At 53.2% G+C, this 25,383-nt stretch carries 17 protein-coding genes and 2 tRNA genes; 4 read left to right on the forward strand and 15 right to left on the reverse strand.

Features of this window, described 5'->3' with window-relative positions; genetic code table 11:
• Nucleotides 1-263: 263 nt before the first annotated feature.
• Complete coding sequence (gene rarD, locus ACE15A_RS19030; RefSeq protein ID WP_077944428.1) at nucleotides 264-1,151, forward strand: EamA family transporter RarD; 888 nt, start codon at nucleotides 264-266, stop codon at nucleotides 1,149-1,151.
• Between the two features lie 54 nt (nucleotides 1,152-1,205).
• On the opposite strand, the gene tcdA is transcribed toward rarD, so the two are convergent.
• Nucleotides 1,206-2,012 (reverse strand): tRNA cyclic N6-threonylcarbamoyladenosine(37) synthase TcdA, encoded by an 807-nt coding sequence (tcdA, locus tag ACE15A_RS19035; protein WP_063390779.1) that lies wholly within the window; start codon nucleotides 2,010-2,012, stop codon nucleotides 1,206-1,208.
• Between the two features lie 125 nt (nucleotides 2,013-2,137).
• Nucleotides 2,138-3,226 carry a murein transglycosylase A gene (gene mltA, locus ACE15A_RS19040; protein ID WP_023249257.1) on the reverse strand — a complete coding sequence of 363 codons (1,089 nt, stop codon included), beginning with the start codon at nucleotides 3,224-3,226 and terminating at the stop codon, nucleotides 2,138-2,140.
• A 207-nt stretch (nucleotides 3,227-3,433) separates the two neighbouring features.
• Here mltA and ACE15A_RS19045 point away from each other — a divergent pair.
• Both ACE15A_RS19045 and ACE15A_RS19050 read left to right on the forward strand, forming a co-directional pair.
• Nucleotides 3,434-3,510 (forward strand) — tRNA-Met (locus tag ACE15A_RS19045).
• Between the two features lie 29 nt (nucleotides 3,511-3,539).
• Nucleotides 3,540-3,616 (forward strand) — tRNA-Met (locus tag ACE15A_RS19050).
• Between the two features lie 109 nt (nucleotides 3,617-3,725).
• Here the strand turns inward: ACE15A_RS19050 and amiC are convergent.
• Nucleotides 3,726-4,979: an N-acetylmuramoyl-L-alanine amidase AmiC gene (amiC, locus tag ACE15A_RS19055; RefSeq protein ID WP_000011921.1), complete on the reverse strand. Its 1,254-nt coding sequence runs from the start codon at nucleotides 4,977-4,979 to the stop codon at nucleotides 3,726-3,728.
• A gap of 232 nt (nucleotides 4,980-5,211) precedes the next feature.
• Between amiC and argA the strand changes: the two genes are divergently transcribed.
• Nucleotides 5,212-6,543: an amino-acid N-acetyltransferase gene (argA, locus tag ACE15A_RS19060; protein WP_023249256.1), complete on the forward strand. Its 1,332-nt coding sequence runs from the start codon at nucleotides 5,212-5,214 to the stop codon at nucleotides 6,541-6,543.
• 102 nt (nucleotides 6,544-6,645) lie between these two features.
• Here the strand turns inward: argA and recD are convergent, their stop codons facing one another.
• The 12 genes from recD to rppH all read right to left on the reverse strand — a co-directional run bounded on the left by recD (nucleotide 6,646) and on the right by rppH (nucleotide 25,068).
• Nucleotides 6,646-8,481: an exodeoxyribonuclease V subunit alpha gene (gene recD / locus ACE15A_RS19065; protein ID WP_064055855.1), complete on the reverse strand. Its 1,836-nt coding sequence runs from the start codon at nucleotides 8,479-8,481 to the stop codon at nucleotides 6,646-6,648.
• A complete protein-coding gene (recB, locus tag ACE15A_RS19070; RefSeq protein WP_053510880.1) occupies nucleotides 8,478-12,023 on the reverse strand; it encodes an exodeoxyribonuclease V subunit beta in 3,546 nt (1,181 codons plus the stop codon). The genes recD and recB overlap by 4 nt, the downstream gene beginning before the upstream one ends.
• Nucleotides 12,016-14,904 (reverse strand): pitrilysin, encoded by a 2,889-nt coding sequence (gene ptrA, locus ACE15A_RS19075; protein WP_129382496.1) that lies wholly within the window; start codon nucleotides 14,902-14,904, stop codon nucleotides 12,016-12,018. Before ptrA ends, recB begins: the two co-directional genes overlap by 8 nt.
• A gap of 177 nt (nucleotides 14,905-15,081) precedes the next feature.
• Nucleotides 15,082-18,453, reverse strand: a complete 3,372-nt coding sequence (gene recC / locus ACE15A_RS19080; RefSeq protein WP_053510884.1) for an exodeoxyribonuclease V subunit gamma — start codon at nucleotides 18,451-18,453, stop codon at nucleotides 15,082-15,084.
• A 15-nt stretch (nucleotides 18,454-18,468) separates the two neighbouring features.
• Complete coding sequence (locus ACE15A_RS19085; protein ID WP_000019288.1) at nucleotides 18,469-18,789, reverse strand: prepilin-type N-terminal cleavage/methylation domain-containing protein; 321 nt, start codon at nucleotides 18,787-18,789, stop codon at nucleotides 18,469-18,471.
• Nucleotides 18,774-19,181: a DUF2509 family protein gene (locus ACE15A_RS19090; RefSeq protein ID WP_053510886.1), complete on the reverse strand. Its 408-nt coding sequence runs from the start codon at nucleotides 19,179-19,181 to the stop codon at nucleotides 18,774-18,776. The genes ACE15A_RS19085 and ACE15A_RS19090 overlap by 16 nt, the downstream gene beginning before the upstream one ends.
• On the reverse strand, nucleotides 19,178-19,741 hold the full coding sequence (locus ACE15A_RS19095; RefSeq protein ID WP_053510888.1) for a prepilin peptidase-dependent protein: 564 nt from the start codon (nucleotides 19,739-19,741) through the stop codon (nucleotides 19,178-19,180). Before ACE15A_RS19095 ends, ACE15A_RS19090 begins: the two co-directional genes overlap by 4 nt.
• The gene (locus ACE15A_RS19100) at nucleotides 19,732-20,202 is read right to left on the reverse strand and encodes a prepilin peptidase-dependent protein (RefSeq protein ID WP_053510890.1); all 471 of its coding nucleotides are present in this window, start codon (nucleotides 20,200-20,202) and stop codon (nucleotides 19,732-19,734) included. The genes ACE15A_RS19095 and ACE15A_RS19100 overlap by 10 nt, the downstream gene beginning before the upstream one ends.
• Nucleotides 20,203-20,386: 184 nt before the next feature.
• Nucleotides 20,387-21,181, reverse strand: a complete 795-nt coding sequence (gene thyA / locus ACE15A_RS19105; RefSeq protein ID WP_000816247.1) for a thymidylate synthase — start codon at nucleotides 21,179-21,181, stop codon at nucleotides 20,387-20,389.
• A 6-nt stretch (nucleotides 21,182-21,187) separates the two neighbouring features.
• Entirely contained in the window at nucleotides 21,188-22,063 is an 876-nt protein-coding gene (lgt, locus tag ACE15A_RS19110) for a prolipoprotein diacylglyceryl transferase (RefSeq protein WP_000204647.1), read from the reverse strand.
• A gap of 215 nt (nucleotides 22,064-22,278) precedes the next feature.
• Nucleotides 22,279-24,525 carry a phosphoenolpyruvate--protein phosphotransferase gene (ptsP, locus tag ACE15A_RS19115; protein ID WP_023249246.1) on the reverse strand — a complete coding sequence of 749 codons (2,247 nt, stop codon included), beginning with the start codon at nucleotides 24,523-24,525 and terminating at the stop codon, nucleotides 22,279-22,281.
• Between the two features lie 12 nt (nucleotides 24,526-24,537).
• Nucleotides 24,538-25,068, reverse strand: a complete 531-nt coding sequence (rppH, locus tag ACE15A_RS19120) for an RNA pyrophosphohydrolase (protein WP_000564482.1) — start codon at nucleotides 25,066-25,068, stop codon at nucleotides 24,538-24,540.
• Nucleotides 25,069-25,383 lie beyond the last annotated feature (315 nt).

The following is a 25,383-nucleotide window of genomic DNA, read 5'->3' on the forward strand; positions in this document are numbered from 1 at the left end:
TGACGCTATCAGGTGGTACTGATAGAATAATCCAGTGACTTTATTATTTTCGGTATCAGATTTCCCTGATAAACATTCTTTTGATTTTTATCAGCTATCACAATGAAATGACAATGTTAGAATTCATGTTAAAACGGCGTGAAGATTTTATAGTAAATAAAACCACCCGATTTAGCGTAGCAGGAGAGCTGGAAAATTCATACGCATCGGGTGATGATATAACAGGATATGGATAAGTGGAAAAATATCTGCGTAACGGCCCCATGCTTGTGGTACTGGCATTTATATTATGGGGGTTAACACCTTTATACTATCAATATTTATCAGGGGGTAATCTCGCACAAATATTGATATACCGGGTTTTCTGGTCGATTCCATTATTACTGGCGGTAAGGTTGTTATTTCGGCAGCGAACGCGTTTTCATGATGCCTGGAAAGATAAAAAATCCTTTTTCTTCTGCATGATCGCCGGACTCTTGATGATCGTCTCATGGTCATCCTTTATTTATGCGCTAACTAATCATCTGGTACTTGATGCCAGCCTCGGCTATTTTATCAACCCGCTATTTGTTATTGCGCTGGGATGCATTTTTCTTAAAGAAAAACTTTCGTTGTTTCAGGCCATCGCGGTTTTCTCCGGCGTCTGTGGCCTGACGTTTCAAATTATCATGCTACGGCATTTTCCGGCACTGGCGCTAACAATGGGATTATCATTTGCGTTATATGGCCTGGCGCGAAAGTTTATACATTATGATGTGATGACCTCTATAACGATTGAAACATTATGGGCGTTGCCTGTCTCACTATTAATTTTTCTCTTTAGCGATGCCGGACCGATTATATCTGCTAATACTCCTTTCTTTTTATATGTCATGACGGCGCCAGTGACGATTATTCCGCTGGTATTATTTGCCATCGCGTTAAATCACACTTCACTGATTGTCACCGGTCTGGCGCAATATATAGAGCCATCTTTACAGTTCTTACTTGCCATTATGATATTTGGCGAGCACATTAATTATGCGGAACTGCTCTGCTTTTCTGCGGTATGGTTCGGGTTGTTTCTATGCATATCTGAAAATTTATATTCTCATTATCTTCGCTCCCGTCTGAAACCGGTGCTTGGCAGGGTACATCGCTTCTTTCGCTAACAAAGGGGGCAGGGCTGGATAACACGCGTCTGCGTGACTCTCCGCCCCGTCCTTTTACCCCTGTCGCGCCGCTTTAGCCATGATCTTCTTCAGCGCATGGGAAACAGCGACAAAACCGAACGTTGCCGTCACCATCGTCGCCGCACCGAAGCCGGAGGCGCAATCCATCCGTTTTGGCCCTTCTGCGGTGGCTTTCATCGCGCATACAGAACCGTCCGACTGTGGGTAAACCAGCGCTTCGGTGGAAAAAACGCAGTCTACACCCAGCTTACCTTTGCTGTTCTTCACTACGCCAAAATCATGTTTCAATCGCTCGCGCAATTTTGCCGCCAGCGGGTCCTGGATGGTTTTCGCCAAATCAACGACCTGGATTTGCGTTGGATCGATCTGCCCGCCCGCGCCGCCAGTGGTCACTAAAGGAATCTTATATCGGCGACAGTACGCAATCAGCGCGGCTTTCGGGCGAACGCTGTCAATGGCGTCAATGACATAGGTAAAACCCGCGTTCATATAACCCGCCACATTATCCGGCGTGATAAAATCATCGATAACCGTTACCCGGCACTCCGGGTTAATTTGACGAATCCGTTCGGCCATCACTTCCGCTTTCGCCAACCCGACGTTATCGCGCAACGCATGGATCTGGCGGTTCGTATTGGTCACACAGACATCATCCATATCAATCAGCGTAATCGCGCCGATGCCAGTACGCGCCAGCGCCTCTGCCGCCCATGATCCCACCCCGCCGATTCCCACGACGCAGATATGCGCCTCAGCAAACCGCTGCAGCGCTTTTTCACCGTACAGACGCGCGGTGCCGCCAAATCGTTGACGCCAGGCATCACTTATCACCACAGACATATGACCTCAGAATAAAAAAAGGTGAGGTTATCCCTCACCCCTGCTCAATGTTTTCAGGCCCGATAACGCTCTCGTTATCGGACAATACAGTTATTGCAGAATACCACAATCAGCCGCTAAACACGTTACAGGCGCCCGGTGCCCGGCGCCGTTTTTAACACCCAAACGCGACCATAGTGATTATACCATCCGGCACGATGCCCAGCGTCCGGGCCAATACCCTGGTAAATATCAAAATGCTGGCCTTTAATCGCTCCGCCGACGTCCAGCGCGACCATTAAACGTAGCTCATATTGACCACTAAATTTACCGTTGTTATCCAGCAACGGCACTTCCGCCAGCAAAGTAGTGCCGGGCGGAATAATGCTGCTGTCGGAGGCGACGGACGCGCGTCCAATCAGCGGTACGGCGCTGGCGCCTTTCACCGGCGCAAAAGATTGCGGCTTAAAGAAGACAAACGACGGGTTCTGCTCCAACAATTCACGCACTTCCGCTTCGCTGTGCTTTTCTCCCCATTCGCGTATAGCCTGCATCGACATATCTTCTTTTTTCACTTCACCGCGATCGATAAGCACTTTACCAATACTGCGATAGGGCCAACCGTTTTTACCCGCATAACTAAAGAAGTTCAGCGGACTACCGTCGCCGAAATCAATATAGCCGCTGCCCTGAACATCCATAATAAAGTTATCCATCAGCGAATTACTGTAGGCCAGGATGTACTTATCGCTCAGCGCGCCTGCGTAGATCTGGGCACGGGACGGTAAGCGTCCGCGTTTTGGCGGCATACTATAGATAGGGTACTGGAACGCGCCCTGGCGCGTATGGCGAGCCTGAACGACGGGTGTATAGTAGCCCGTGAACTGGACGTTACCGTAGTTGTCGGTGCCCTCCATCTGCCAGGCATCGATACCAAACTGACGCATAGTGCGCGTATCGCCTCCGGAACGTAACCAGTTCTGGACAGCGTTATAGACGTTGCTTTGATTAGTGTATAAACGCGGCGACGCGGAACGGATCTGGTCGACCTGCTCGGCAAAGTCACCGGCATTAATCGGCGCGCCCACCGCGTCCGGCTGGTTTACCAGGGAGAAGGGCTGGGTAAATTTCCCGTCCTTATATTGCTGACCGCGATCGGTCGGTTTTGATGAACAGGCAGCCAGCATTGCCAGCATTACGCCTGTCGCCACATATTTTGCCCAACGTCCTTTCATGGTGTCTCATCTTCTGCATAATCGTAAGTGCCCGGTGAAGATAACAAACCGTCCAGGGTAATGAAATGCGATCGCTATCTCATTATGTAAATTCGTTTAAAAATCGCGCTATCTGCGGCGTATTTGCGCAATCCATGAGAAATTAGCGATTTATATTAAAAAAGGGTTGCAACAAAAGCTCAGCGGAGTATAGTGCGCATCCACGGACGCGGGGTGGAGCAGCCTGGTAGCTCGTCGGGCTCATAACCCGAAGGTCGTCGGTTCAAATCCGGCCCCCGCAACCAATTACAATGAGAATGAAAGTTTAGACGGACGCGGGGTGGAGCAGCCTGGTAGCTCGTCGGGCTCATAACCCGAAGGTCGTCGGTTCAAATCCGGCCCCCGCAACCAACTTAATTAACACCCTTACGGGTGTTTTTTTGTTTCTGTCGTCCGGTCCGCAACGACAGTGCGGGCAGTATCCTACTTACCCGCGCAATAAGCTCTCCGTCATATCAGGTTAACTTCTTCTCGCCAGCGTCGCCCCATCGGCAAAATACGCTTTAATGCCCGCCAGAATTGACTCTGCGACTTGTTGCTGGAACGTGGCGGTCTTGAGCTTGCGTTCTTCTTCAATGTTACTGATAAACGCTGTCTCGACCAGAATAGACGGAATATCGGGCGCTTTTAACACCGCGAACCCCGCCTGCTCGACCTTGTTTTTATGCAGGTCATTAACTTTACCAAGCTGCTTCAGCACCGCTTTACCGAATTTCAAACTATCGGCAATGGTCAGTGATTGCACCATATCGAACATCGTATGGTCGACATAACGGTCGCCGCTTTTGCTCACGCCGCCAATTAAGTCCGAGGCGTTCTGCGTTTGCGCCAGATATTTCGCCGCGGTACTGGTGGCGCCTTTGGTCGATAGCGCGAATACGGATGAACCGCTAGGCTGCCGGCTGGTGAAGGCATCCGCATGAATAGAGACAAACAGGTCGGCGCGCTGTTTCTGCGCTTTCGCCACCCGGACTTTTAACGGAATGAAGATGTCTTCATTGCGCGTCATATAGACCTTCATGTTGCCTTCTTTTTCGATCAACGCTCGCAGGCGGCGGGCTATCTGGAGCACCACGTCTTTTTCACGCGTTTTGTATTTGCCTATCGCGCCCGGATCTTCGCCGCCGTGTCCCGGATCAAGCATAATGACAATGGGACGATCGCGCCCCGCTTTACCGGGCTGCGGCCCGCTTTGCGAAGGCGGCACCTGCTTATCCAGATCGCCTTTATTGTAGTCTTCCAGCAGCGCCAGCAGCGGATCCTGCATATCCTGCGCATTGGCAGGATAAAGATCCATCACCAGGCGTTCTTTAAAGCCTGCCACAGGCGCCAGCGCAAATAGCTGCGGCTTCACGTTTTGTTTTAGCTCAAAGACCATACGCACAGTCTTAGGATCAAACTGCCCTACTCTTGCGGATTTAATATACGGATCGTCGCTGCGAATCTGCGCGCCAATGCCTTTAAGCACCGAGTTCAGATTCACATCCTCAATATCCACAACCACGCGATCCGGGTTACTTAAGGCAAATTGTTTATATTTCAGCAGACGATTCGACTCTACCGTGACGCGGGTATAGCTGGACGCAGGCCAGATACGCACCGCAACGACCTGGCTTACGGCAGCCAGCCCGACCTGGCTCACGCTTAATAGCCACATGGCGCCCGCGCCTTGTAGTAAACGGCGACGGCTGATTGCTGAATTGGCTCCCGACATGCTTCTCCCGAGCAAAAACTAAATAGAGATCATACAAAGTTCATCCAAATTGACCGGAAACTTTAGCGAATGACGCATAATCTGTCATCTATAAAAGGGTAAACATTCTTTTTATATTCACGGCATTACTAAGAAAAGCGATCGGTCCGCATAAAATTTACGCTTGCACACAAGACAAAAACAGAATAAAAATACGATAATTTCGAATAATAATTCACTATTGGGGCGCGCAATGATAAAGGAACGTAGAACCGAACTGGTAGAGGGGTTTCGCCATTCGGTTCCCTATATCAATACCCATCGCGGAAAAACCTTTGTCATTATGCTCGGCGGCGAAGCCATTGAGCACGACAATTTTTCCAGTATTGTTAACGATATCGGACTGTTACATAGTCTCGGTATTCGCCTGGTCGTGGTGTATGGCGCACGACCACAAATCGACGCCAATCTGGCCGCGCATCAGCATGAACCGATTTACCACAAAAACACGCGGGTGACGGACGCCAAAGCGCTGGAGCTGGTGAAACAGGCCGCCGGTTTACTCCAGCTTGATATTACCGCCCGTCTGTCGATGAGTCTGAACAATACGCCGTTGCAGGGCGCGCACATTAATGTCGTCAGCGGCAATTTCACCATTGCGCAACCGCTGGGCGTTGATGATGGCGTGGACTACTGTCATAGCGGTCGTATCCGTCGAATTGATGAAGATGCCATCAACCGCCAGTTGGATAACGGCGCGATTGTTCTAATGGGGCCGGTCGCTGTCTCAGTGACCGGCGAAAGTTTTAATCTGACTTCAGAAGAGATTGCCACTCAACTCGCCGTTAAACTGAAAGCGGAAAAAATGATCGGTTTCTGTTCTTCTCAGGGCGTTACCAATAGTGAGGGCGGCATCATTTCTGAACTCTTCCCGAATGAAGCGCAGGCGCGGGTGGAAGAGTTGGAAGCGCAGGGCGATTACAACTCCGGCACCGTACGTTTTTTGCGCGGCGCGGTAAAAGCCTGTCGTAGCGGCGTCCGTCGTTGCCATCTGATCAGCTATCAGGAAGATGGCGCGCTATTACAGGAATTGTTCTCGCGTGACGGTATCGGCACACAGATCGTCATGGAGAGCGCCGAGCAGATTCGCCGCGCCACCATCAACGATATTGGCGGTATTCTGGAGCTTATCCGCCCACTGGAACAGCAGGGCATTCTGGTACGCCGTTCCCGCGAACAACTGGAGATGGAAATCGATAAATTTACCATTATTCAGCGCGATAATATGACTATCGCCTGCGCGGCGCTGTATCCTTTTGTGGAAGAGAAGATAGGCGAAATGGCCTGCGTAGCAGTGCATCCGGATTATCGCAGCTCATCGCGCGGAGAAATGCTTCTGGAGCGGGTTGCCGCCCAGGCGCGGCAAATGGGGCTGAGTAAATTGTTTGTGCTGACGACGCGCAGTATTCACTGGTTCCAGGAGCGCGGTTTCACGCCTGTCGATATTGAGTTACTGCCAGAGAGCAAGAAAAAAATGTATAACTATCAGCGGCGTTCAAAGGTGCTGATGGCTGATTTAGGGTAACAAGGGTTGCCTGAGGGCGCTGCGCTTATCAGGTCTACGCTCGAAAGCATCGTTTGTAGGCCGGACAAGACGCTATGCGTCGCCATCCGGCGAGAACTCGTCTTATCCGGTACGACTGACTTCATCAAATAAGGTGGCTAACCCGCTGCGCCGTTCCGTACGCGTCACAATCGCGCCTGCCAGGATCCGTTCATCGGCATACAGCGATAAACGCCGCCGTGCCCGTGTAACGGCAGTATACACCAGCTCCCGCGTCACGACCGGCGAACGCTGGCTGGGTAAAATCAGCGCGGCGTGATCAAATTCAGACCCCTGTGATTTATGTACCGTCATCGCCCAGGTTGTGTCATGTTCCGGCAGGCGGCTGGGCTGAACGGACTTGATCGCGCCGTCCGGCATCGCAAACCAGACGCGTAGCCCCTGTCCGCGATCGAGCGCAATACCAATATCGCCGTTAAATAACCCCAACGCGCTATCGTTGCGCGCAATCATTACCGGACGCCCTTCATACCAGCGAGAATGCGGATGCCGGTGAATTTTTCGCTGCTGAACCATCGCCTGCTCAATACGGTCATTCAGTCCCCCCACGCCAAATGGGCCTTCGCGCAGCGCGCAAAGCAATTGATACTCATTGAAAGCCTGAAGGATTGCCTCCGGCGTCGCTTTCTCATGCAGCAACCGCAGGTAGCGACCATAGCCCGCCAGCGCTTCATCCAGCATCCCGGCATAATCGTCGCTGCTTTGTAATGTACGCTTCTCTATATCACTAAAGCCCTGCTGAAAAACAGCCTGGATTGCCGACCTGTCGCCGCAGTTAATCGCCGCCGCCAGCTTGCCGATACCGGAATCGCTGCCGAAACGGTAGCTCTTTTGCAACAAACAGAGGCTATCGCGCAAAGAGGCGGCTTGCGTTCCGGCCCCAGCCGGAATGGCGCACCCTGTTAGCCGACTTAGCTGCCGGGCGCGTTCCGCCGTAAACCCTGCGTTGACATAGGCGCAAATATCGCCCAACACAGCGCCCGCCTCAACGGATGCCAACTGATCGCGATCGCCAAGAAAAATGACCCGCCCGTGCGGCGGCAGAGCGTCAATCAAACGTGACATCATCGGCAAATCAATCATTGATGCTTCATCGACCACCAGCACGTCCAGATGCAGCGGGTTACCCGCATGATGGCGTAATCGCTGGCTACCGGGCTGTGCGCCTAACAGTCGGTGCAGCGTACTGGCGTCCTCCGGTATACGTTTTTTCTGCGCATCAGTAAGAGGAAGCTGACGCAACGCCGCGCCGAGCGACTCCGTCAGGCGTGCAGCCGCTTTCCCCGTCGGCGCCGCCAGTCGGATACGGCAACGTTCGCCATCCGCCATTTGAATTAATGCCGCCAGCAGCTTCGCGACGGTGGTGGTTTTACCGGTGCCGGGACCGCCTGAAATTACGGAGATACGACGAGTTAGCGCTACGGCGGAGGCCACTTTTTGCCAGTTCACTTCGTCAGTCGTAGGGAAAAGCGCGTCCAGAATACGGGACAACTGCGCTTCATCTACGTCGATGGCCTGGTTAACCTCGTTAAAAAAGCGCGCAACCGTACGCTCGTTACACCACATTCGATTCAAGTAGAGACGATCGCCGCACAAAATTAACGGCGCGGGGCTATCGCCACAGCTCACCGCCGCCGACGCCAGTAACCGTTTTTTCCAGTCGATTGGCGTAGCCGTTTCGCTTATCCACGCGACCAGTAAGGGATGCGCCTCCTCCGTTAACATTAAACGCGATAACGGCAGACACACGTGACCTTCGCCCGCGTCATGGCTAAGCAGCGCCGCCGCCAGCGTCACGGCGGGATCGTCGTTACCGGCGACGGTTAAAGCAAACTGGGCATCAATGGGCCGTAATAGTTTTTGTCCAACGGCCTCCAGTAACCGCTCCTGGATTGTCATTGCGCCTCCTCACTCATTTCACCTGCAAACATGTCATCCAGTTGGTTAATTAACGCCGCCGCAGGGCGAGTGGTAAAAATACCCTGCTGTGGACGTTCGCTATCCACCCCGCGTAAAAAGAGATAGATGACGCCGCCGAAATGGCGTTCATAGTCGTAATTCGCCATTCGATGACGAAGGTAACGGTGCAATGCCAGCGTATAAAGCTGGTACTGCAAATCATAGCGATGCGCCTGCATCGCCGTAGCCATCGCCGTCTGGGTATAAGCGGCGCTATCCTCGCCCAGCCAGTTGGATTTATAGTCGAGCAGGTAATAGCGCCCCTCATAACGGAACACCAGGTCGATAAAGCCCTTTAACATGCCGCGAACCTGCATGAAATCCAGCGCCGGGCAGCTTGCTGAAAGCGGGTCGTATCGACGAATCAACGCATCCAACTCTCTGGCAGTAAGCGGCTGGACGATCGGGAGATAAAACTCCATTTCGACCTGTTTTTCACGCTCGGTCAGCACGCTCAGACTGACGCCCGTCTCGTTAAGGGGAACGTGCAACACGGTGTCCAGCCAGCGGGTAAGCACGGGTTCCCATCGCGTCTCAAAACCGCTCAGCTCCAGTTTTTCCTGTACCCAATGGGGATCTATAGGCTGAGTAAAATCAAGATCTTCAAACAGGCTGTGCAAAAATGTTCCCGGTGATGCCCCGCGAGGAAAGTGATGTGGCGTCATTGCCGACGCTTCCGCCGCTTCGCCAACGCCTGCGGCGTCAATGTCGAGGCGAGGAATAAGATCTTGCGCCACGCTATGCCCCCGCTGTTGCAAACCGGAATAACTGGTGACGCGCCAGCTATCATAAGGCAGGCGTTGCAGTATTCTGGCGCTGAGTTCCGCGTGCGATGCAGCGGCAATTTGCCAGCGGTCGTTATCCGTATTGCCCGGCGTGCGCCACACGATATCCTCGTCACATAGCGCCTCAATACAGCCGCGAAGGCCTGCGGCATCCATCGGTTCGCCTTTTTGCAGGAGCCGCCCAAGCGCACTTTGGTGCACATCCGTCTCGCCTTTCTTATCACTGCGACGCCGCACCAGCGGCGCGACGCCGAGGCTGCAGTGCCACACTGCCCGGGTCAGCGCGACATAAAGTAGGCGCAGATCTTCCGCCAGGCGTTCGGCTTCCGCCAGTTCTATGCTCTCTTCAGCGTGGCTAAGGTCCAGCACCGCTTCGTAAGAGTGCCTGTCGTGATAAAAAGCCTGATCCTGCACGCGGAAATGGGTGATAAAAGGTAGCCAGACCAGCGGATATTCCAGACCTTTCGATTTATGGATGGTGACGATTTGCACCAGATGCTTATCGCTTTCCAGACGTAGTTGCTGGCTGGAAGCATTGCTATCGGGTTCAAGGATATGTTGCGCCAGCCAACGCACCAGCGCATGTTCGCTTTCCAGTTGCGAACCGGCTTCCTGTAACAGTTCGCTAATATGCAGAATATCCGTCAGCCGACGTTCGCCTCCCGCCGTCGCCAGCAGGTTTTCAGCAATATTGCGCGCCGACATTAGCGCGCGCAGCATAGGCATCACGCCGCGTTTATGCCAAATCTGCCGGTAGCCATCAAACTCTTCGACAACCGCATCCCACGCATTTTCATCATTGTTAAGCGTTTCGATATCCAGCGCGGTAAGGCCCATCATCGATGTCGCCAGAGCGCTACGCAGCGTATTCTCCCGTTCGGGCGCCATCACCGCCTGCAATACCCATAGCATTTCCTGCGCTTCGAGCGTTTCGAATACGCTGTCGCGGTTAGAAAGATAGACGGAGGGAATCGCCAGTAAGGTCAGAGCATCCCGTATCAGCGCGGCTTCCCGCCTGCTGCGTACCAACACGCTGATATCCGAGGCGCGAACCGGCCGCGACACATCGCCGTTCATCAGCAGCGCGTCGCCCGTTTGTCCGGCGCGCAGCCAGTCGCGAATTTGCGTGGCGCACACCTGAGCCATACAGCTTTGGTAATCGCCCGAGCCGCAGCTTTCCCCCTCCATTAGCCACAGGGTCATCGCCGGTTGAGGAGTGTCATTCACTTTAAATTGCAGCGACTGGTTTCTGTGCGCAAACTTTACCGGACTGAAGGGAATATCGCGGAACATAAAGGCATCGTTCATCTGACTGAACAGCTTGTTAACGCTATTCACCATCCCCGGCGCGGAACGCCAGTTAGTGTCAAGCGTATAGTGCGCGCTCACTTCGCTGCGGGCCTTCATGTAGGTAAAGATATCCGCGCCGCGAAACGCATAAATCGCCTGTTTAGGATCGCCGATCAGCAATAGCGCCGTATCGGGTTGATGACGCCAGATACGGCGAAAAATACGGTACTGTTGTGGATCGGTATCCTGAAATTCATCGATCATCGCCACCGGGAAGCGGGTACGAATCGCCGCAGCCAGCGCCTCGCCGCTTTCACTACGCAGCGCTGTATCTAAACGGCTGAGCATATCGTCAAATCCCAGCTCGCCGCGCCGTCGTTTTTCCTGAGCCACCGTCTCACGGATCTCTGAGAGCGCCCGGGTAAGAACCAGATCTTTAATCGATAGCGGTTCGCCCAACAGGTTATCAATGGCGACAAACAATGGGTGCTGGGGCGTCACGCCGCCAGCCTTGGTGCGCTCAGCTAAAAAACGCTGTGAAAATTTCCCCAGCGCCTCGGGTAATTGATAATTTTTCGTCTCTTCTTGCGCCCACGCGGTGATCTTTTCGATCCATTTCGCCTGATTGCCGCGGTTGAATTTTCTGCGATCGATGCCGGATGATTCGATCAGCGCGTCCAGCTCGCTAACCGCCTCACGCCACTGCTGCTTCACCTGGTTGATGCGCCCCAGGATCTGTTCATGACGCGATGCCAGCGTCTCCTCCTGCGATGGCGGCGCTTTAATGACCGGCGCTTCGCCCTGCAGATAACGATCGATATCTTTTAAAAGCGCCTTCGGCCCCTTCCACACGTCAAACACCACCTGCGCGATGTCGCGCGGCAGCGGATAGCAATGACGCCGCCAGAAATCGGCGCAGGCCTGATAACGCAACAGAGATTCGTCTTCAATAAGCTGTTGCTCAAACAACATGCCGGATTCGAAAGCGTTCAGGCTGAGCATACGCTGGCAAAAACCGTGGATGGTAAAGACCGCGGCCTCGTCCATTTGTCGTTCAGCCAGTAATAACCACTGCGCGGCTTGCTTTTTGTCGCCAATTTCTTCCAGCAAGCGGGCGTACAGCGGATTATCCGTGCTTTCCCGCAGACAGGCGATGCGCAACTCATGGATATTACTGCGGATTCGCCCACGCAACTCTTCAGTGGCGGCCTCCGTAAACGTTACCACCAGCAGTTCTTCAACGGTCAGCGGGCGGGGAAATGCGGCGCCTCCGCCTAAGCCGAGCAGTAGCCGCAAATACAGCGCCGCGATAGTAAACGTTTTGCCTGTACCCGCTGACGCTTCAATCAGACGCTCGCCTGTAAGGGGCAAGCGCAGAGGATCAAGAGTCTCGGCGACATCATTCATTCTTTTCGCTCATTAGAGGTAAAGTTTGCTGCAATGCGCTGACGTTATCCCACACTTTCCAGCCTGTCGGATGCACGTATTCTGCTTTCCCATTCTGGCTACCGGCAATCTGTGACAATATTGCCATGCCTTGCGGCTCCACCACAGCCTGATGGAAGAAGTCAGCAAGTTTTTGCGGCGTCAGCAATTTTATCTGAGCGATGATTTTATCACGCGAGTCGAAGCGCATATTACCCCGATCGAAATCCTTGCTTAACCGGGATGCTTCTTCGCCCAGCGTCTGCGGCGCCTGGCGCATTTGCGTAATAATCGCCTGCTGAATTTGTGCGAACTCTTCCGGCTTCATCGCCCTCAGCTTCGTCTCGGCGTCAGGGAAAAATGCCTGATAGCGTTGCCACAGGTAAGAAGGCTGTTTATCGTTGCTCTGTAGCAGGAATCCCATTCCCCACTGACGGCCAACGCTCATCGGAAAGGCGAAAACGGCGTATCCCAGTTGCTCTTCGGTTCGTAACTGATTGTAAAACCACGGTTGAACAATCTGACCTAACATCGCGCTGTAGGCGGCGCTGACGTACTCGTCGTAGCCGACCGGGACAAAGACCGCAGCTAACGCGGAGTCGGTGCTACTGCCCGCTTTTTCAAATACTACGGACTGCTTTTTCTCAACCACCACTTCTTTGTTGCGACACCACGCCGATCCGTTCGCCGCGAGCTGTTTTTGAACATCTTGTGCCAGAGTGGTCGCCTGGGCTTCGCTCATATTCCCTATAACCAGAAATTCCGGACGAGCGCCCGTTTTTAACGCATTACGATAGGCCATCACCTCTTTCAACGTAATGGACGGCAGCAAAGCGCGACGTTCATCACGGGAAAAATAAGGCACCTGCGAAATCATCTGCACCGGCATAATCGCCTGTTCGTAGGCTTTTCCCTTCTCCGCAGAATCCATCATCTGCGTATACCAGGACTTCGCCTGCGCCAGCTGTTCTTCCGTGGCGTCGTAGCTAAAATATCCTTCCAGCAACGCCAGGAAAAGCTGCGGCAAACGCTGGGTATAACCGTCCGCATTGACCATCAGACCATTGTTAGCGTTAGTGGAAAAGCTAATGCCGCCCACTGCCGCCTGGTTGCTGAGCTGATCGAGCGCCACTCCCGCCAGATAATCATTAAGGGCGAACAATACCTGATTGCGGGCGCTGTCCATCGCCTGCGGGTTACGCAATACCACGCTCACGTCAGCTTTTGGCTCGCTGGCGAAATAACGACTCGGCGCATAAACCACGCGCAAATCCGCTTTATCGACAATCAGTTCTGGCCGCACGTAGTTTTTGTCATTCTTAACAAGCGTAAAATCATTAGGAATATAGGGGTTTAACTCCGGCAGGGACAACGCAATGCCCTGTGCTTTTTGCTGCCAGTTTTTAAACGTCTGTTCGCTAATCTTATCGACCTGATAGGGCGCATCCACAAAATACGCAGTCTTATTATGTGGTTCCTGGGGACTGATATACCAGATGCGCGCATTCTGCGGCGTCATCATCGCCAGGCGATTTTTGATAGCGGCAGGATCGTAACGATCGGCGATATTCACCGCATCCAGCGTATGCGCTACCGGGACGCGGATCATGGTGTCCGCCAGCCACTCTACATAATCCATATCGCGGGTAATCGACGGATAGCGGAAGTCGAGATCCAGCACATGCGCCAGCTCGTCAAAGTAACGTTTATCTATCCCTTTTTCGCGTAACATATTGAGATAGCTGAAGATAGCCGCGACGACTTCATCACGATTGGCCAAACCTTTATCGGTCAGCGTTGCCGAAATGGCAAATACGCCGCTGTTACCATTAACAATCGGATCGGAATCCGCGCTAATACCTTCGACCAGACCTTGTTTTTGCAGCCAGTCAGAGAGCGTCCCCAGGCTACGATTGCCAATCAGATAAGAGACCAGTTCATCAGTCTTGCTACGGAACTGCGCGCTATTGTTATCAATACGAAACTCCACGCGCAGTACTTTACGCGGTAGCGCCGGCACGTAATGAATAATGATGCCCTTCTGCGCGTCGGTGACGACAGGTACGGTAATTTCCGGTTTTTTAATCTGTTTATTCGGCACGCGGCCATAGGTTGCTGCGGCAATACGCGCCAGCTCCGGCAAGGGTTTATTACTGTAAATCACCGCCTTCATCAGATTAGCTGAATAGTATTTTTCATGAAAAGCGATCAACGCCTGTTGCACCGGATTGCCCGGCTTATCGCTTAGCGTTTCCAGATTGCCGCCAGAAAAGTGCGAGCCTGGGTGCGCCGGGTTAATGGTTTCGGCGCTTACCTGCGCCATGCGCATACCGTCGCGGGTGCGCGCCATCGTCAGCTCGGCGTTCACCGCGTTTCGTTCGCGTTCGGCGTACTTTTTATCGAGCAATGGCGCGGCAATGGCGTCGGCCAGGCGATCTACGGCGCCTGGAAGCGCATCGTTTTCAACCTCCAGGTAGAAGGCTGTTCGATAAGGCGCGGTGCTGGCGTTGTGGCTACCGCCATGTCTTTTAAGGTATTCGGCAAGGCTATCCGCCTGCGGATATTTTTTTGACCCCATCAGACACATATGCTCAAGGTAATGAGCAAGCCCCTGATGAGTCTCAGGATCTTCAAGCGATCCAACGGGCACCACTAACGCTGAAAGAGACTTTACAGCCTGCGGATCGGATACCAGCAATACCACCATATCATTATCAAGACGTATCGCCTGATACTGCCGGGTATCTTTATCGCTTTTACGGATAGTTTCTTGCAGCGGTTGCCAACCGATAGCCGCCTGAACTACAGGCCCCCAGAGGGCGACCAACAACAATAACGCTTTGAACCAGATGCTGCGGGGCATTCACGGACCTCATCATTAACTTTCAGTCCCACTCATCTCTATGGCCACATAAACCATCAACCTGAGCAGAACGGGATATTATTGTGCTGAACCAGGCAGCATCTTTTTATCAGTAATCAGTCTGTGACGAAGAGCGCATCATAGTCGAAGCCTTTTAATTGCGCAATTTTCATACAATCAACGAGACTGATTAAAACGAAACAGCGGTAACAGGTAATGCCGGGACTGCGCAATAATAGCCTGCAACGTTTCAGATTCCAGCTGACGCCAAAGACGTTGATACCAGATATCTTCGCCTTCGCCGCTCACCATCATGTTGCCTTCATAAGCCTGTAGAAACTTTGTTCTGGCCTTCTGTAAGGTGTCATCGTCGTCTAACATGACATCATTTTCCGCGTCATAACAGGCTTTTATCCATGCGCCGCCGCTTTCCGGCAGTACCAATAGCGGAGAAGACATACCTTCCCGGTAGCCTTCAATCAGTTGCGCCAGGTAAGCCATTGCCTGCGCTTTATCAAGAGGCGGAAATTGCCACTTTCCCTCTTTGCGCAAAAACAGGCGGCTTTCGCCGCTACCGCCGCTGGCACAATAGACAAGGTGTTCCAGCCAAAGTTGCACACCTTGCGCAACGCTGATTAAAGCGGGACGCCAGCGCAATAATCCATCCTCCTGTACCTGCGGTAGCCAGCCGGTTAGCTGAACACCATTGCAAAGCAGATCCACTTCCAGGCTTTGGCTCGGCTTACGACAGGCGATGACCCGGCTTGCCAGTTGCTGCATCTCCTGGCATTGCGCATCCCAGAATATTTCACCAAACGCACCGTAAGGCAGCTCTCCCGCAGCACGGAAACGGCGGAACAAGCGTTCGGCGTCTTCTTCTTCAACCAGCGTATTGAGCAACTGTTGGTTAAGTTGATATCGCGTCAATCCCTCTAATTCAAACGGTTCCGCATCAGGAATCTCACTCTCTTCCGAGCGGAAATTAACCTGAAGCCGCATCTGAAAAAATGCGCGGACCGGATGGGCCCAAAAACGCTGCAGACTTTCCAGAGTCAGTGTTTCCGGCATCGTAAAAGGAAGCGGCTGCACAAAGTCAGAATGCGCTTTTCCCGACTGACTCGCCGCGGGCAACCACTCTCTGGCATAACTTTGCTGTTCGCCCGGCTGGTAATTTTGCGCATCAAAAGGCATACGGGTATGCAGACGCGTCATATGCGCTTTAACGCGTGCTTCGCTCTCATCACAGGTCAGCGTTTCGTCGCCTGGCAAATAGTGGCTTTGCCCGATGTAATCCACCAACTCTTGCACCAGGACAGAGGGAAAGCGTTCGCTATTATCCTGGATGGAGCGGCCGATGTAGCTGATATAAAGCGTCTGCTGCGCCGAAATTAACGCTTCCAGAAATAGATAGCGGTCATCGTCGCGACGACTACGATCCCCGCGCATTGGTTTTTGGCTCATCAGGTCAAAACCCAACGGCGCAAGCTGGCGCGGGTATACGCCGTCGTTCATTCCCAGCAGGCAAACGACTCTGAACGGAATGGAACGCATCGGCATCAGCGTACAAATATTGATGGGGCCCGCCAGGAAGCGCTGGCTAATACGTTCCTGATCCAGACGCTGCGCCAGTTCATCCCGCAGTAGCGAAATCGGTACCGCGTCGCCATATTCCGCCGCGACGCCTTCGGCGATAATGGCCTGCCACTGCTGTTCAATCAATGTCATTGCCGCCTCCGTGTCCGCATCGGGCAGGAAGAAATCATTGAGCATATCGCGACAAACGGGTAACCACTCTTCCAGCGGTCGCTCCTGCGCCAGACCGCGCCGCCAGATATTAAGCTGCATCAGCAGCGAAGCCAGATGGCCGACCAGCTCAGCAATCAGGCCGCTGGATTCGTCATAAGGCAGAACAGACTGCCACTCGCCCTGGGCGCTTTCCATGGCATATCCCAGCAGCATACGCGTCAGGCCAAATTGCCATGTATGCTGCCCCGTGGCAGGAAGTTCCAGCTCGCGTACGTTGTCGTCGTCGATTCCCCAGCGAATGCCTGACTCATTGACCCACAAGCGCAAATAACGCAGCCCATCTTCGTTGATCGTAAAGCGGGCAGCCAATACCGGTACGTCTAACAGAGCCAGAACATCTTCGGAGACAAAGCGGCTGTCCGGTAACGAAAGTAGACTGATAAACGCCTGTAACACCGGATGTGACTGACGCGCCCTCCGATCGGAAATGGCATAAGGCAGATAGCGCTCCGTCGGCGCGCTACCAAATACCGCCTGGATAAACGGGCTATAGCTGTCAATATCAGCCACCATAACGATAATGTCGCGCGGTGTTAGCGTCGGATCGGCTTCCAGCATCGCCAGCAGGCGATCGTGCAGTATTTCCACCTCGCGCTGCGGGCTGTGACAAACGTGAAAAGAGAGGCTGTTATCCTCGGGATCGAGCAGACGCTTATTGTCGCTGCGCGAATACTCCTCAAGATTTACGCCCGCCACCGCATGGCTTTCCAGTTCAAGAATATCCGCCTGAATCCGATGCAAAAGATTATCTGGCGTAATATCAACAAACGCATCCAGTTCCTGGCTGTTTTCCAGTTCAGATAGCAGGTAGATATAATCCCGCCCCAGTTTTCCCCATGAGGCCAGTAGCGGATTACCGATATCCTGCTCGCCGTCGCTGTTAAATAAGGCTTGCGGATTCTGGTTTTCACGGAACAAAGGTAAATGACGGTCTTCAAAACTGTGACGGCGCTGGCGAGCCATTAGTTTTGCCAGCCAGGCTGGGTCTTTAATGTCCCCCCAGTAATACCGACACGGATTAGTAAAAAGAAGATGGATTTCAATATGTTTACCCAACGCCTGCAATGCTCTGAGATACACTGGCGGTAACGCGGAAATGCCGCAAATAAAAACGCGGGACGGCAACCCTGGCGGGCAGGAGGTCGCGCGCTCCAGCGTCTGAATAAAGCGTTGGTAGAGATTGGCGCGATGCCAGCGCGGTTGACCCAGCGCGGCGGTATATTCCACCAATGCTTTCCACAGCGGCGCCTGCCAGTTTTGCGCCTCCCCCAGTCCTTCCACGGTTTTTCCCGCTTCCCACTGCGTAAGCCAGTCAGGCCGATAAACCAGATATTGATCGAACAGGTCGGCAGCACGCGCGGAAAGCTGAAAGAGTTTGCGTTTATCGGTGTCGTCGGTCAGATAATGGCGCAGCAGTGCAAACTCATCCTTATCCAGCAACTGCGGCAGCAAGGTCATCAGTTTCCAGCTCATGCTTTGTTTACTGAAAGCGCTTTCTTTGGGGATTTCCGGCAACACGCGGACAAACATCTCCCAGATAAAACTCGCCGGTAACGGAAAAGCGATATTCGCCGCAATACCAAACTTTTGTGAAAGGGTCATCTGCAGCCACTGCGCCATACCCGTGCTTTGCACCAGAATCATTTCTGGTTCAAAGGGATCATCCAACCGCTCGCGTTCGACGATGAACTCCATCAACGCTTCCAGCACATCCAGACGATTGGAGTGGTAGACCCTTAACATAATTACTCCTGACGATTAACGATTTGGACAATGCAAGCGCGTCATCTGCCCCTGCCTGCCAGAGGGTGAAACCATCGTGACGCTGATGCTGACACATCCCGATTGCGTTGTCTGCATCCGGTTGGCCTTCCAGCCGTCAGCAGGCGAAAATGGATACAGCGCCGTTTGCTGCCACGCCTGCCGCCAGATCTGGAGATACTGGTGTCGTAATGCAAAACTGTGCATTAATACCCGCTGATAGCCTGACAATGCGGTTACGATCATTACCATTAGAACCATCGCCACTAAAACTTCCGGGAGGCTAAACCCGCGTTGTAAATTCAGGGGATGCGACATAACGCCACCTCTTTTAACGGACAAAAATCACTCCAGCCGTGGGGAGAAAAGACAATGGTTCCCTGAATGACGTTGCCCAAACGCCATAACGTCATGCCGTCATCTTGCGCCGCCATCACCACCTCATCCCCCGATAATCTCCGCAAACAGACTCGCGCTCCCGAAGAGGAATAGCGCCGACATTCCATTTCGGCTACGCCTGACCATAGCTGCCCTCGTCCCCATTCCAGCGCCGACTGTACGAGCGCCTGGCGTTGTATCGCCAGGCTCTGCGTCGCCACGCGGGAGGCATAGCTGGCCTGCTGCTGATTTACGCCTTGCAGGAGCAGACTACCCAGAATCAGTATTAAAAGCGCCAGTATTAGCGAAGAAGCGCCACGTTCCCGATTCACAGATTAAATCCCGTTACGCTGTATTGCGCGTCAATAACCGTCTGAGGCTCGGCTTTGCTGGCGCCGCGCAGATGCAGCATGAGCATTGGCGAGAATCCCGTTATATCCTGGCGCTCAACGCTAAACGCCGTGATGAGTACCGTATTGGGATCGGTCATTTTTTCCCATCCCTTACCCTGGCAAGATGTTGCTCCGCGTAATGTTTCCAGGACGTTATCCTTCACACGGAACCCGGTCTGGTCGGCCTCTTTCGCCGGTATGGTATCCCAGACGCCGTTATTATTCCCGTCCCACTGAACGATGACGCATTGCCCCTGCTCGGCAAGATGTAACCCTTCGCCGATACAGTGGCCATGACAGTAACCCGCACGTTGAAGATGCTTCGCTACGGTATAGGTTCGCTGCCAGATTTCATCTTCCAGCGATAACTGTCGCGTGTTGTGCCAGATCTCACGCTGTAGCGCCGGTAAAAATCGTGCAGTTCCAGGCAGTAAAATGGAACCTATCGCCATCGCCAGCACGACCTCCAGTAGCGAGAACCCCCGCGTGGTTATTGACATGTGTCGGCCTCGTTACGCTCGCATAGCCTGATTCGCCCCCATGAGGAGATGACCAGACGCCACTCTCCGGCTGCGTTTTTCAGTACGATGTGCCCTGCCCATGCCGTATTGCGCAAGCCAAAGAAGGCTAACGATGGCGTGATATCGGCAAGGACGACATCACGCCAGTCGGGCGTAAACACAAAGGGGGAAGATGGCGTACACGATGTTTGCGTAGCAACAGAGCTGACAACGCACCATGAACCGCCTTCGCTGACCACGCGAAGAATGTGATCGCGGTTATGCCAGTGAGCGTCCTCACGAAGTTGCAGCAGATAATCCCGCACCTGACATGCGGTTTGCCACAGGCGCTGTTGCTGCTGCCAACGTTGCCAGCCATAAAGTCCTGTGGCGCTGAGAATGATAATGAGCGACATCGCGACCACCGTTTCAATGAGCGTATAGCCTTGTTGTTTTTTCATGTCGGCAGTATGGCGGGCGGAAGAAAAATAACGAGCGCCAAATACAGATTGTTCGGCGCGTTACGGAAAAAAGTTCATGTCTTGCAGCGCGTTGCAAAATTTCAGGAATCCGCGCCGAAGATTGAGACAAAGGGTAAAAAAAACCGACGCGCGATAACGTCGGTTATGGCAGGATCGTCAGCGCTTAGATAGCGACCGGCGCTTTAATACCGGGGTGCGGATCATAGCCTTCAATTTCGAAATCATCGAACCGGTAGTCAAAAAGCGAATCGGGTTTACGCTTAATGACCAACTTCGGCAGCGCGCGCGGTTCACGGCTTAATTGCAGGTGCGTCTGCTCCATATGGTTGCTGTACAGGTGCGTGTCGCCGCCGGTCCAGACAAAATCGCCGACGTCCAGGTCGCACTGTTGCGCCATCATATGCACCAGTAACGCGTAGCTGGCAATGTTGAACGGCAGACCGAGGAACACATCGCAGGAGCGCTGATAAAGCTGACAGGAGAGTTTTCCATCTGCGACATAAAACTGGAAAAAAGCGTGACACGGCGCCAGCGCCATCTTATCCAGCTCGCCGACGTTCCACGCAGAAACGATAATACGACGAGAGTCCGGGTCGTTTTTAAGCTGGCTTAAAACCGTGGCGATCTGATCGATATGGCGGCCATCCGGTGTTGGCCATGCCCGCCACTGCTTGCCATAAACCGGGCCTAAATCGCCGTTCTCATCGGCCCATTCGTCCCAGATGGTGACATTATTTTCGTGCAGGTAAGCGATGTTGGTATCGCCCTGCAAAAACCATAGCAGTTCGTGAATAATTGAACGTAAATGGCAGCGTTTTGTCGTCACCAGAGGAAAGCCTTCCTGCAGGTTAAAACGCATCTGATGGCCAAAAATGGAAAGCGTGCCGGTGCCGGTACGGTCGTTTTTCTGTGTGCCTTCATCCAGCACTTTTTGCATCAGTTCTAAATACTGTTTCATGGTTCCTCAGGAAACGTGTTGCTGCGGGCGGCGGCGATATGCCCAAACCATCATGATCGCGCCAGCGATAATCATCGGGATAGAGAGAATCTGCCCCATGCTGATGTACTGTACCCACGCGCCGGTAAATTGCGCGTCCGGCTGGCGGAAGAATTCAACAATGATACGAAACGCGCCATAGCCAATCAGGAATAATCCGGAGACTGCGCCCATCGGACGCGGTTTGCGAATAAAGAGATTAAGGATGATAAACAGCACCACGCCTTCTAATGCCAGCTCATACAACTGGGAAGGGTGGCGCGGCAATACGCCGTAGGTATCAAAAATAGGCTGCCATTGCGGATGTGACGGCAGCAGCGCAATATCTTCCGCGCGTGAGCCAGGAAAGAGCATGGCAAACCGGAAGTTAGGATCGACTCGCCCCCACAATTCACCGTTGATAAAGTTGCCCAGACGCCCGGCGCCCAGGCCGAACGGAATTAACGGTGCAATAAAATCAGACACCTGAAAGAACGAGCGCTTCGTGCGCCTGGCGAAGATAATCATCACCAGTATCACGCCGATAAGCCCGCCGTGGAAGGACATGCCGCCGTCCCAGACGCGGAATAAATAGAGCGGGTTATCCAGAAACAGAGGGAAGTTATAAAACAGGACATAGCCAATACGTCCCCCCAGGAAGACCCCCAGGAAACCTGCATAGAGTAAATTTTCAACTTCGTTTTTGGTCCAACCGCTTCCCGGACGGTTAGCGCGACGCACCGCCAACCACATCGCGAAAACGAACCCCACCAGATACATCAAGCCATACCAGTGAAGCGCGACGGGCCCAATTGAGAAAATGACCGGATCAAAGTCCGGAAAATGCAGATAGCTACTGGTCATCTGTCACCACAATTTCTTGTTATTTCGCTGAAGAGATAGCGATTGATAAGCGCGCCTGCGCGTTGCAGACGCTCCAAAGGTGCGAATAATAGCACAAGGGTTAAAAGCGAGATGCCGATTACCGTTAAAAGATATGTATACGCATTGTCTTTCACCTTGCAGGCGTGTTGTCTGCGCCGTGAATCCAGAGTCACTCTCTTTTCCCGCTCCGGTCGTTATAACCCTCCGCGAATCAATCCCCCCATCCCGCGGCGCTCCATAAAGGCTGCCACCTGATGACGCACCTCGGTCGCCATCTGCGCCTCAAGGCTGCGCCTGGCAAGGGTTTGCGCGTCTTCAAAATCGATATGCCGCAGAAGATATTTCACACGCGCTACCGAACGGCCATTCATCGAAAGATGGCGATATCCCAGACCGATAAGAATCGCTACGCACATCGGATCGCCCGCCATCTCGCCGCACAGGCGAAGATCGATGCCATTTTTTTCAGCTTCCTGCGCAATCATAGACAGTGCGCGCAGCATAGCGGGATGCAGGCTGTCATAAATACTGGCCACGCGGGTATTGTTGCGATCTACCGCCAGGATATATTGCGTTAAATCGTTAGTGCCGACCGAGATAAAGTCGATCCGGTTAGCCAGATGCGGCAGCATAAATACCATTGACGGTACTTCCAGCATAATACCGATACGCGGTTTCGGGATCGCATAGCCGATCATCTCCTCGACCTCGCGTCCGGCGCGTTCGATCAAGCGGCGCGCTTCATCGACTTCATCAATGCTGGTAACCATCGGCAGCAAAATGCTGAGGTTGCCAGTCGCCGCATTGGCGCGCAGCATCGCGCGGACCTGGATCAAAAAGATCTCCGGCTGATCCAGCGTAATGCGAATCCCGCGCCAGCCCAGACACGGGTTCTCCTCGCTGATCGGCATGTAGGGCAGTTGCTTATCCGCTCCCACATCCAGGGTCCGCAGCGTCACCGGTTTATCGTTAAACATTTGCAGCATCCCTTGATACTGCGCCACCTGCTCTTCTTCCGAGGGAAACCCGCTTTGCAGCATGAAGGGGATTTCAGTACGGTACAGGCCGATACCGTCGATCCGAGCGCCTAACTTTTCCTCATGCTCGGGGCTGAGCCCGGCATTCAGCATCACTTTGACGCGCTCGCCGCTTTTCAGTTGGGCGGGAAGATTGACGTCGTCCTCTGCCAGGCGACTGAGTTCGATCTCTTCACTAATGAGCCGCTGATATTCCTGAATAAGCACCGGTTCAGGATCGACCAGTAATTCACCGCGATAACCATCCACCACCAAAGTACGACGATGTAGCACCGAAGGCTGAATATCAGCGCCCATAACGGTCGGGATACCGAGCGCGCGCACCATAATCGCCGCATGAGAGTTTGCCGCGCCGTCGCGCACCACAACGCCAGCCAGCCTGTCCTGCGGCAACTCCGCCAGCGTGGTCGCCGACAGCTCGTCCGCGACCAGAATAAAACGTTCCGGCCAGGCGTTTGGCCCCTGGACTGAATCATCAAGATGAAATAACAGTCGCTGCCCCAGAGCGCGTAAGTCTCCCGCACGTTCTTTGAGGTAGTTATCGGTTAGCGCCGCAAATTGTTCGGCAAATTTTTCGATGATTTTTTTAACGGCCCACTCCGCAACAGCGCCTTTGTCAACCTCGGCGAAAAGCTCGCGACGCAATCTGGCATCTGAAAGCAGGTGTGAGTACAGATCGAAAATGGCCGCCGTCTCTTTTTGCGCACCAGCGGCAAAGCGTTTGCTGTACCGTCGGAATTCGTTCGCCGCCTCTTCCAGCGCGCCGGTCAATCGTTCACGTTCAAGAGAGGTATCCAGCGTAGACGCTTCGTAAACCTGTTCCATCAGCGGCATGGTCGCATCTTGCCAGCCCGACGCGATAGCCACGCCCGGCGCCGCAGGAAGCGCGCGGATTCGTGTCTGCCGGTATTGCCCGAACAGCGCTGTGACCTGCGACTGTGACAAGATAGCCGCCATCTGCGTGGCGAGCGTGACGAGGAAAGACTCTTCGCTTTCATCGTACTGGCGCAATTCGCGCTGCTGTACGACCAGCACGCCCAGAAGTTGGCGACGCTGAATGATCGGCACGCCGAGAAACGCGCGAAAACGTTCCTCTTTTACCGACGGAATGTATTTAAAGCTGGGATGTTTTTGCGCATCGGCAAGGTTAATGGGTTCCGCCAGCCTACCCACCAGGCCAACGATCCCCTCATCAAACGCAAGCGCAACGGTTCGACCACGCGGTTTTTTCAATCCCCGCGTCGCCATCAGGTAATAACAGCGTCGGTCATGATCGGCCAGGTAAACCGAGCAAACCTCTGTATCCATCGCAAGACAGATATCCGTGACCAGAATATTCAGCGCCTCGTTCAGACGCGGCGCGCTGGCCACTTTTTCGACTATTTCGCGCAGGCGAGTGAGCATAATTTGCGTGGCTTAACCTCTTTTACGTCGATAAGCAGGCGCGCTTTGTAGCTTAGGCGTATTATCCTGAAGCGCCATTACAACACTTGCAAACTCTTTCATTACCCTGCGGTAGACATCGCGTTTAAACGACACCACTTGTCGAACCGGATACCAGTAACTTACCCAGCGCCAGCCGTCAAACTCCGGCGTGCTGCTGGTTTGCATATTGATTTCGGCGTCGGCGCTCATTAACTGCAAAAGAAACCATTTTTGTTTCTGGCCGATACATACCGGCTTTGTGTCCCAACGCACCAAACGTTTTGGTAACTTGTAACGCAACCAGTTGCGAGTTGAAGCAAGGATTCGCACATCTTTACGGCTTAACCCTACTTCTTCAAACAGTTCCCGGTACATCGCCTGTTCTGCCGACTCCCCTGGATTTATCCCGCCCTGCGGGAACTGCCAGGAGTGCTGACCAAATCGCCGGGCCCACATCACCTGCCCCTGACGATTACAAATTACGATACCTACATTTGGGCGGTAGCCATCGTCATCAATCACCGGACTACCTCAACATAAACCTTATATATGAACGATTGTTTCATACTCCAGTGAGGCGGTAAACCACTCTGTAATAGTGACACAGCCTAATAACAATTGAATAACTCACAGTAAATGGCCGAGTTATAAACAGATGATGACGCCCTTGCGCCATTTTATTCACCTTTTCTGTGGATATAGTTGTGAAGAAGTATGGAATTACCACGGGAAAACCCAGAACAGTCTGAATTCCTCGTGTGAGAGACAGTAAAAATAGTGCCTTATATTCATGGCGTTATAGACCAATATTACATGTCACCTTCATAAATCGTGACC

The organism is Salmonella sp. HY31 (assembly GCF_042604575.1).
GTDB classification, from domain to species: domain Bacteria; phylum Pseudomonadota; class Gammaproteobacteria; order Enterobacterales; family Enterobacteriaceae; genus Salmonella; species Salmonella diarizonae.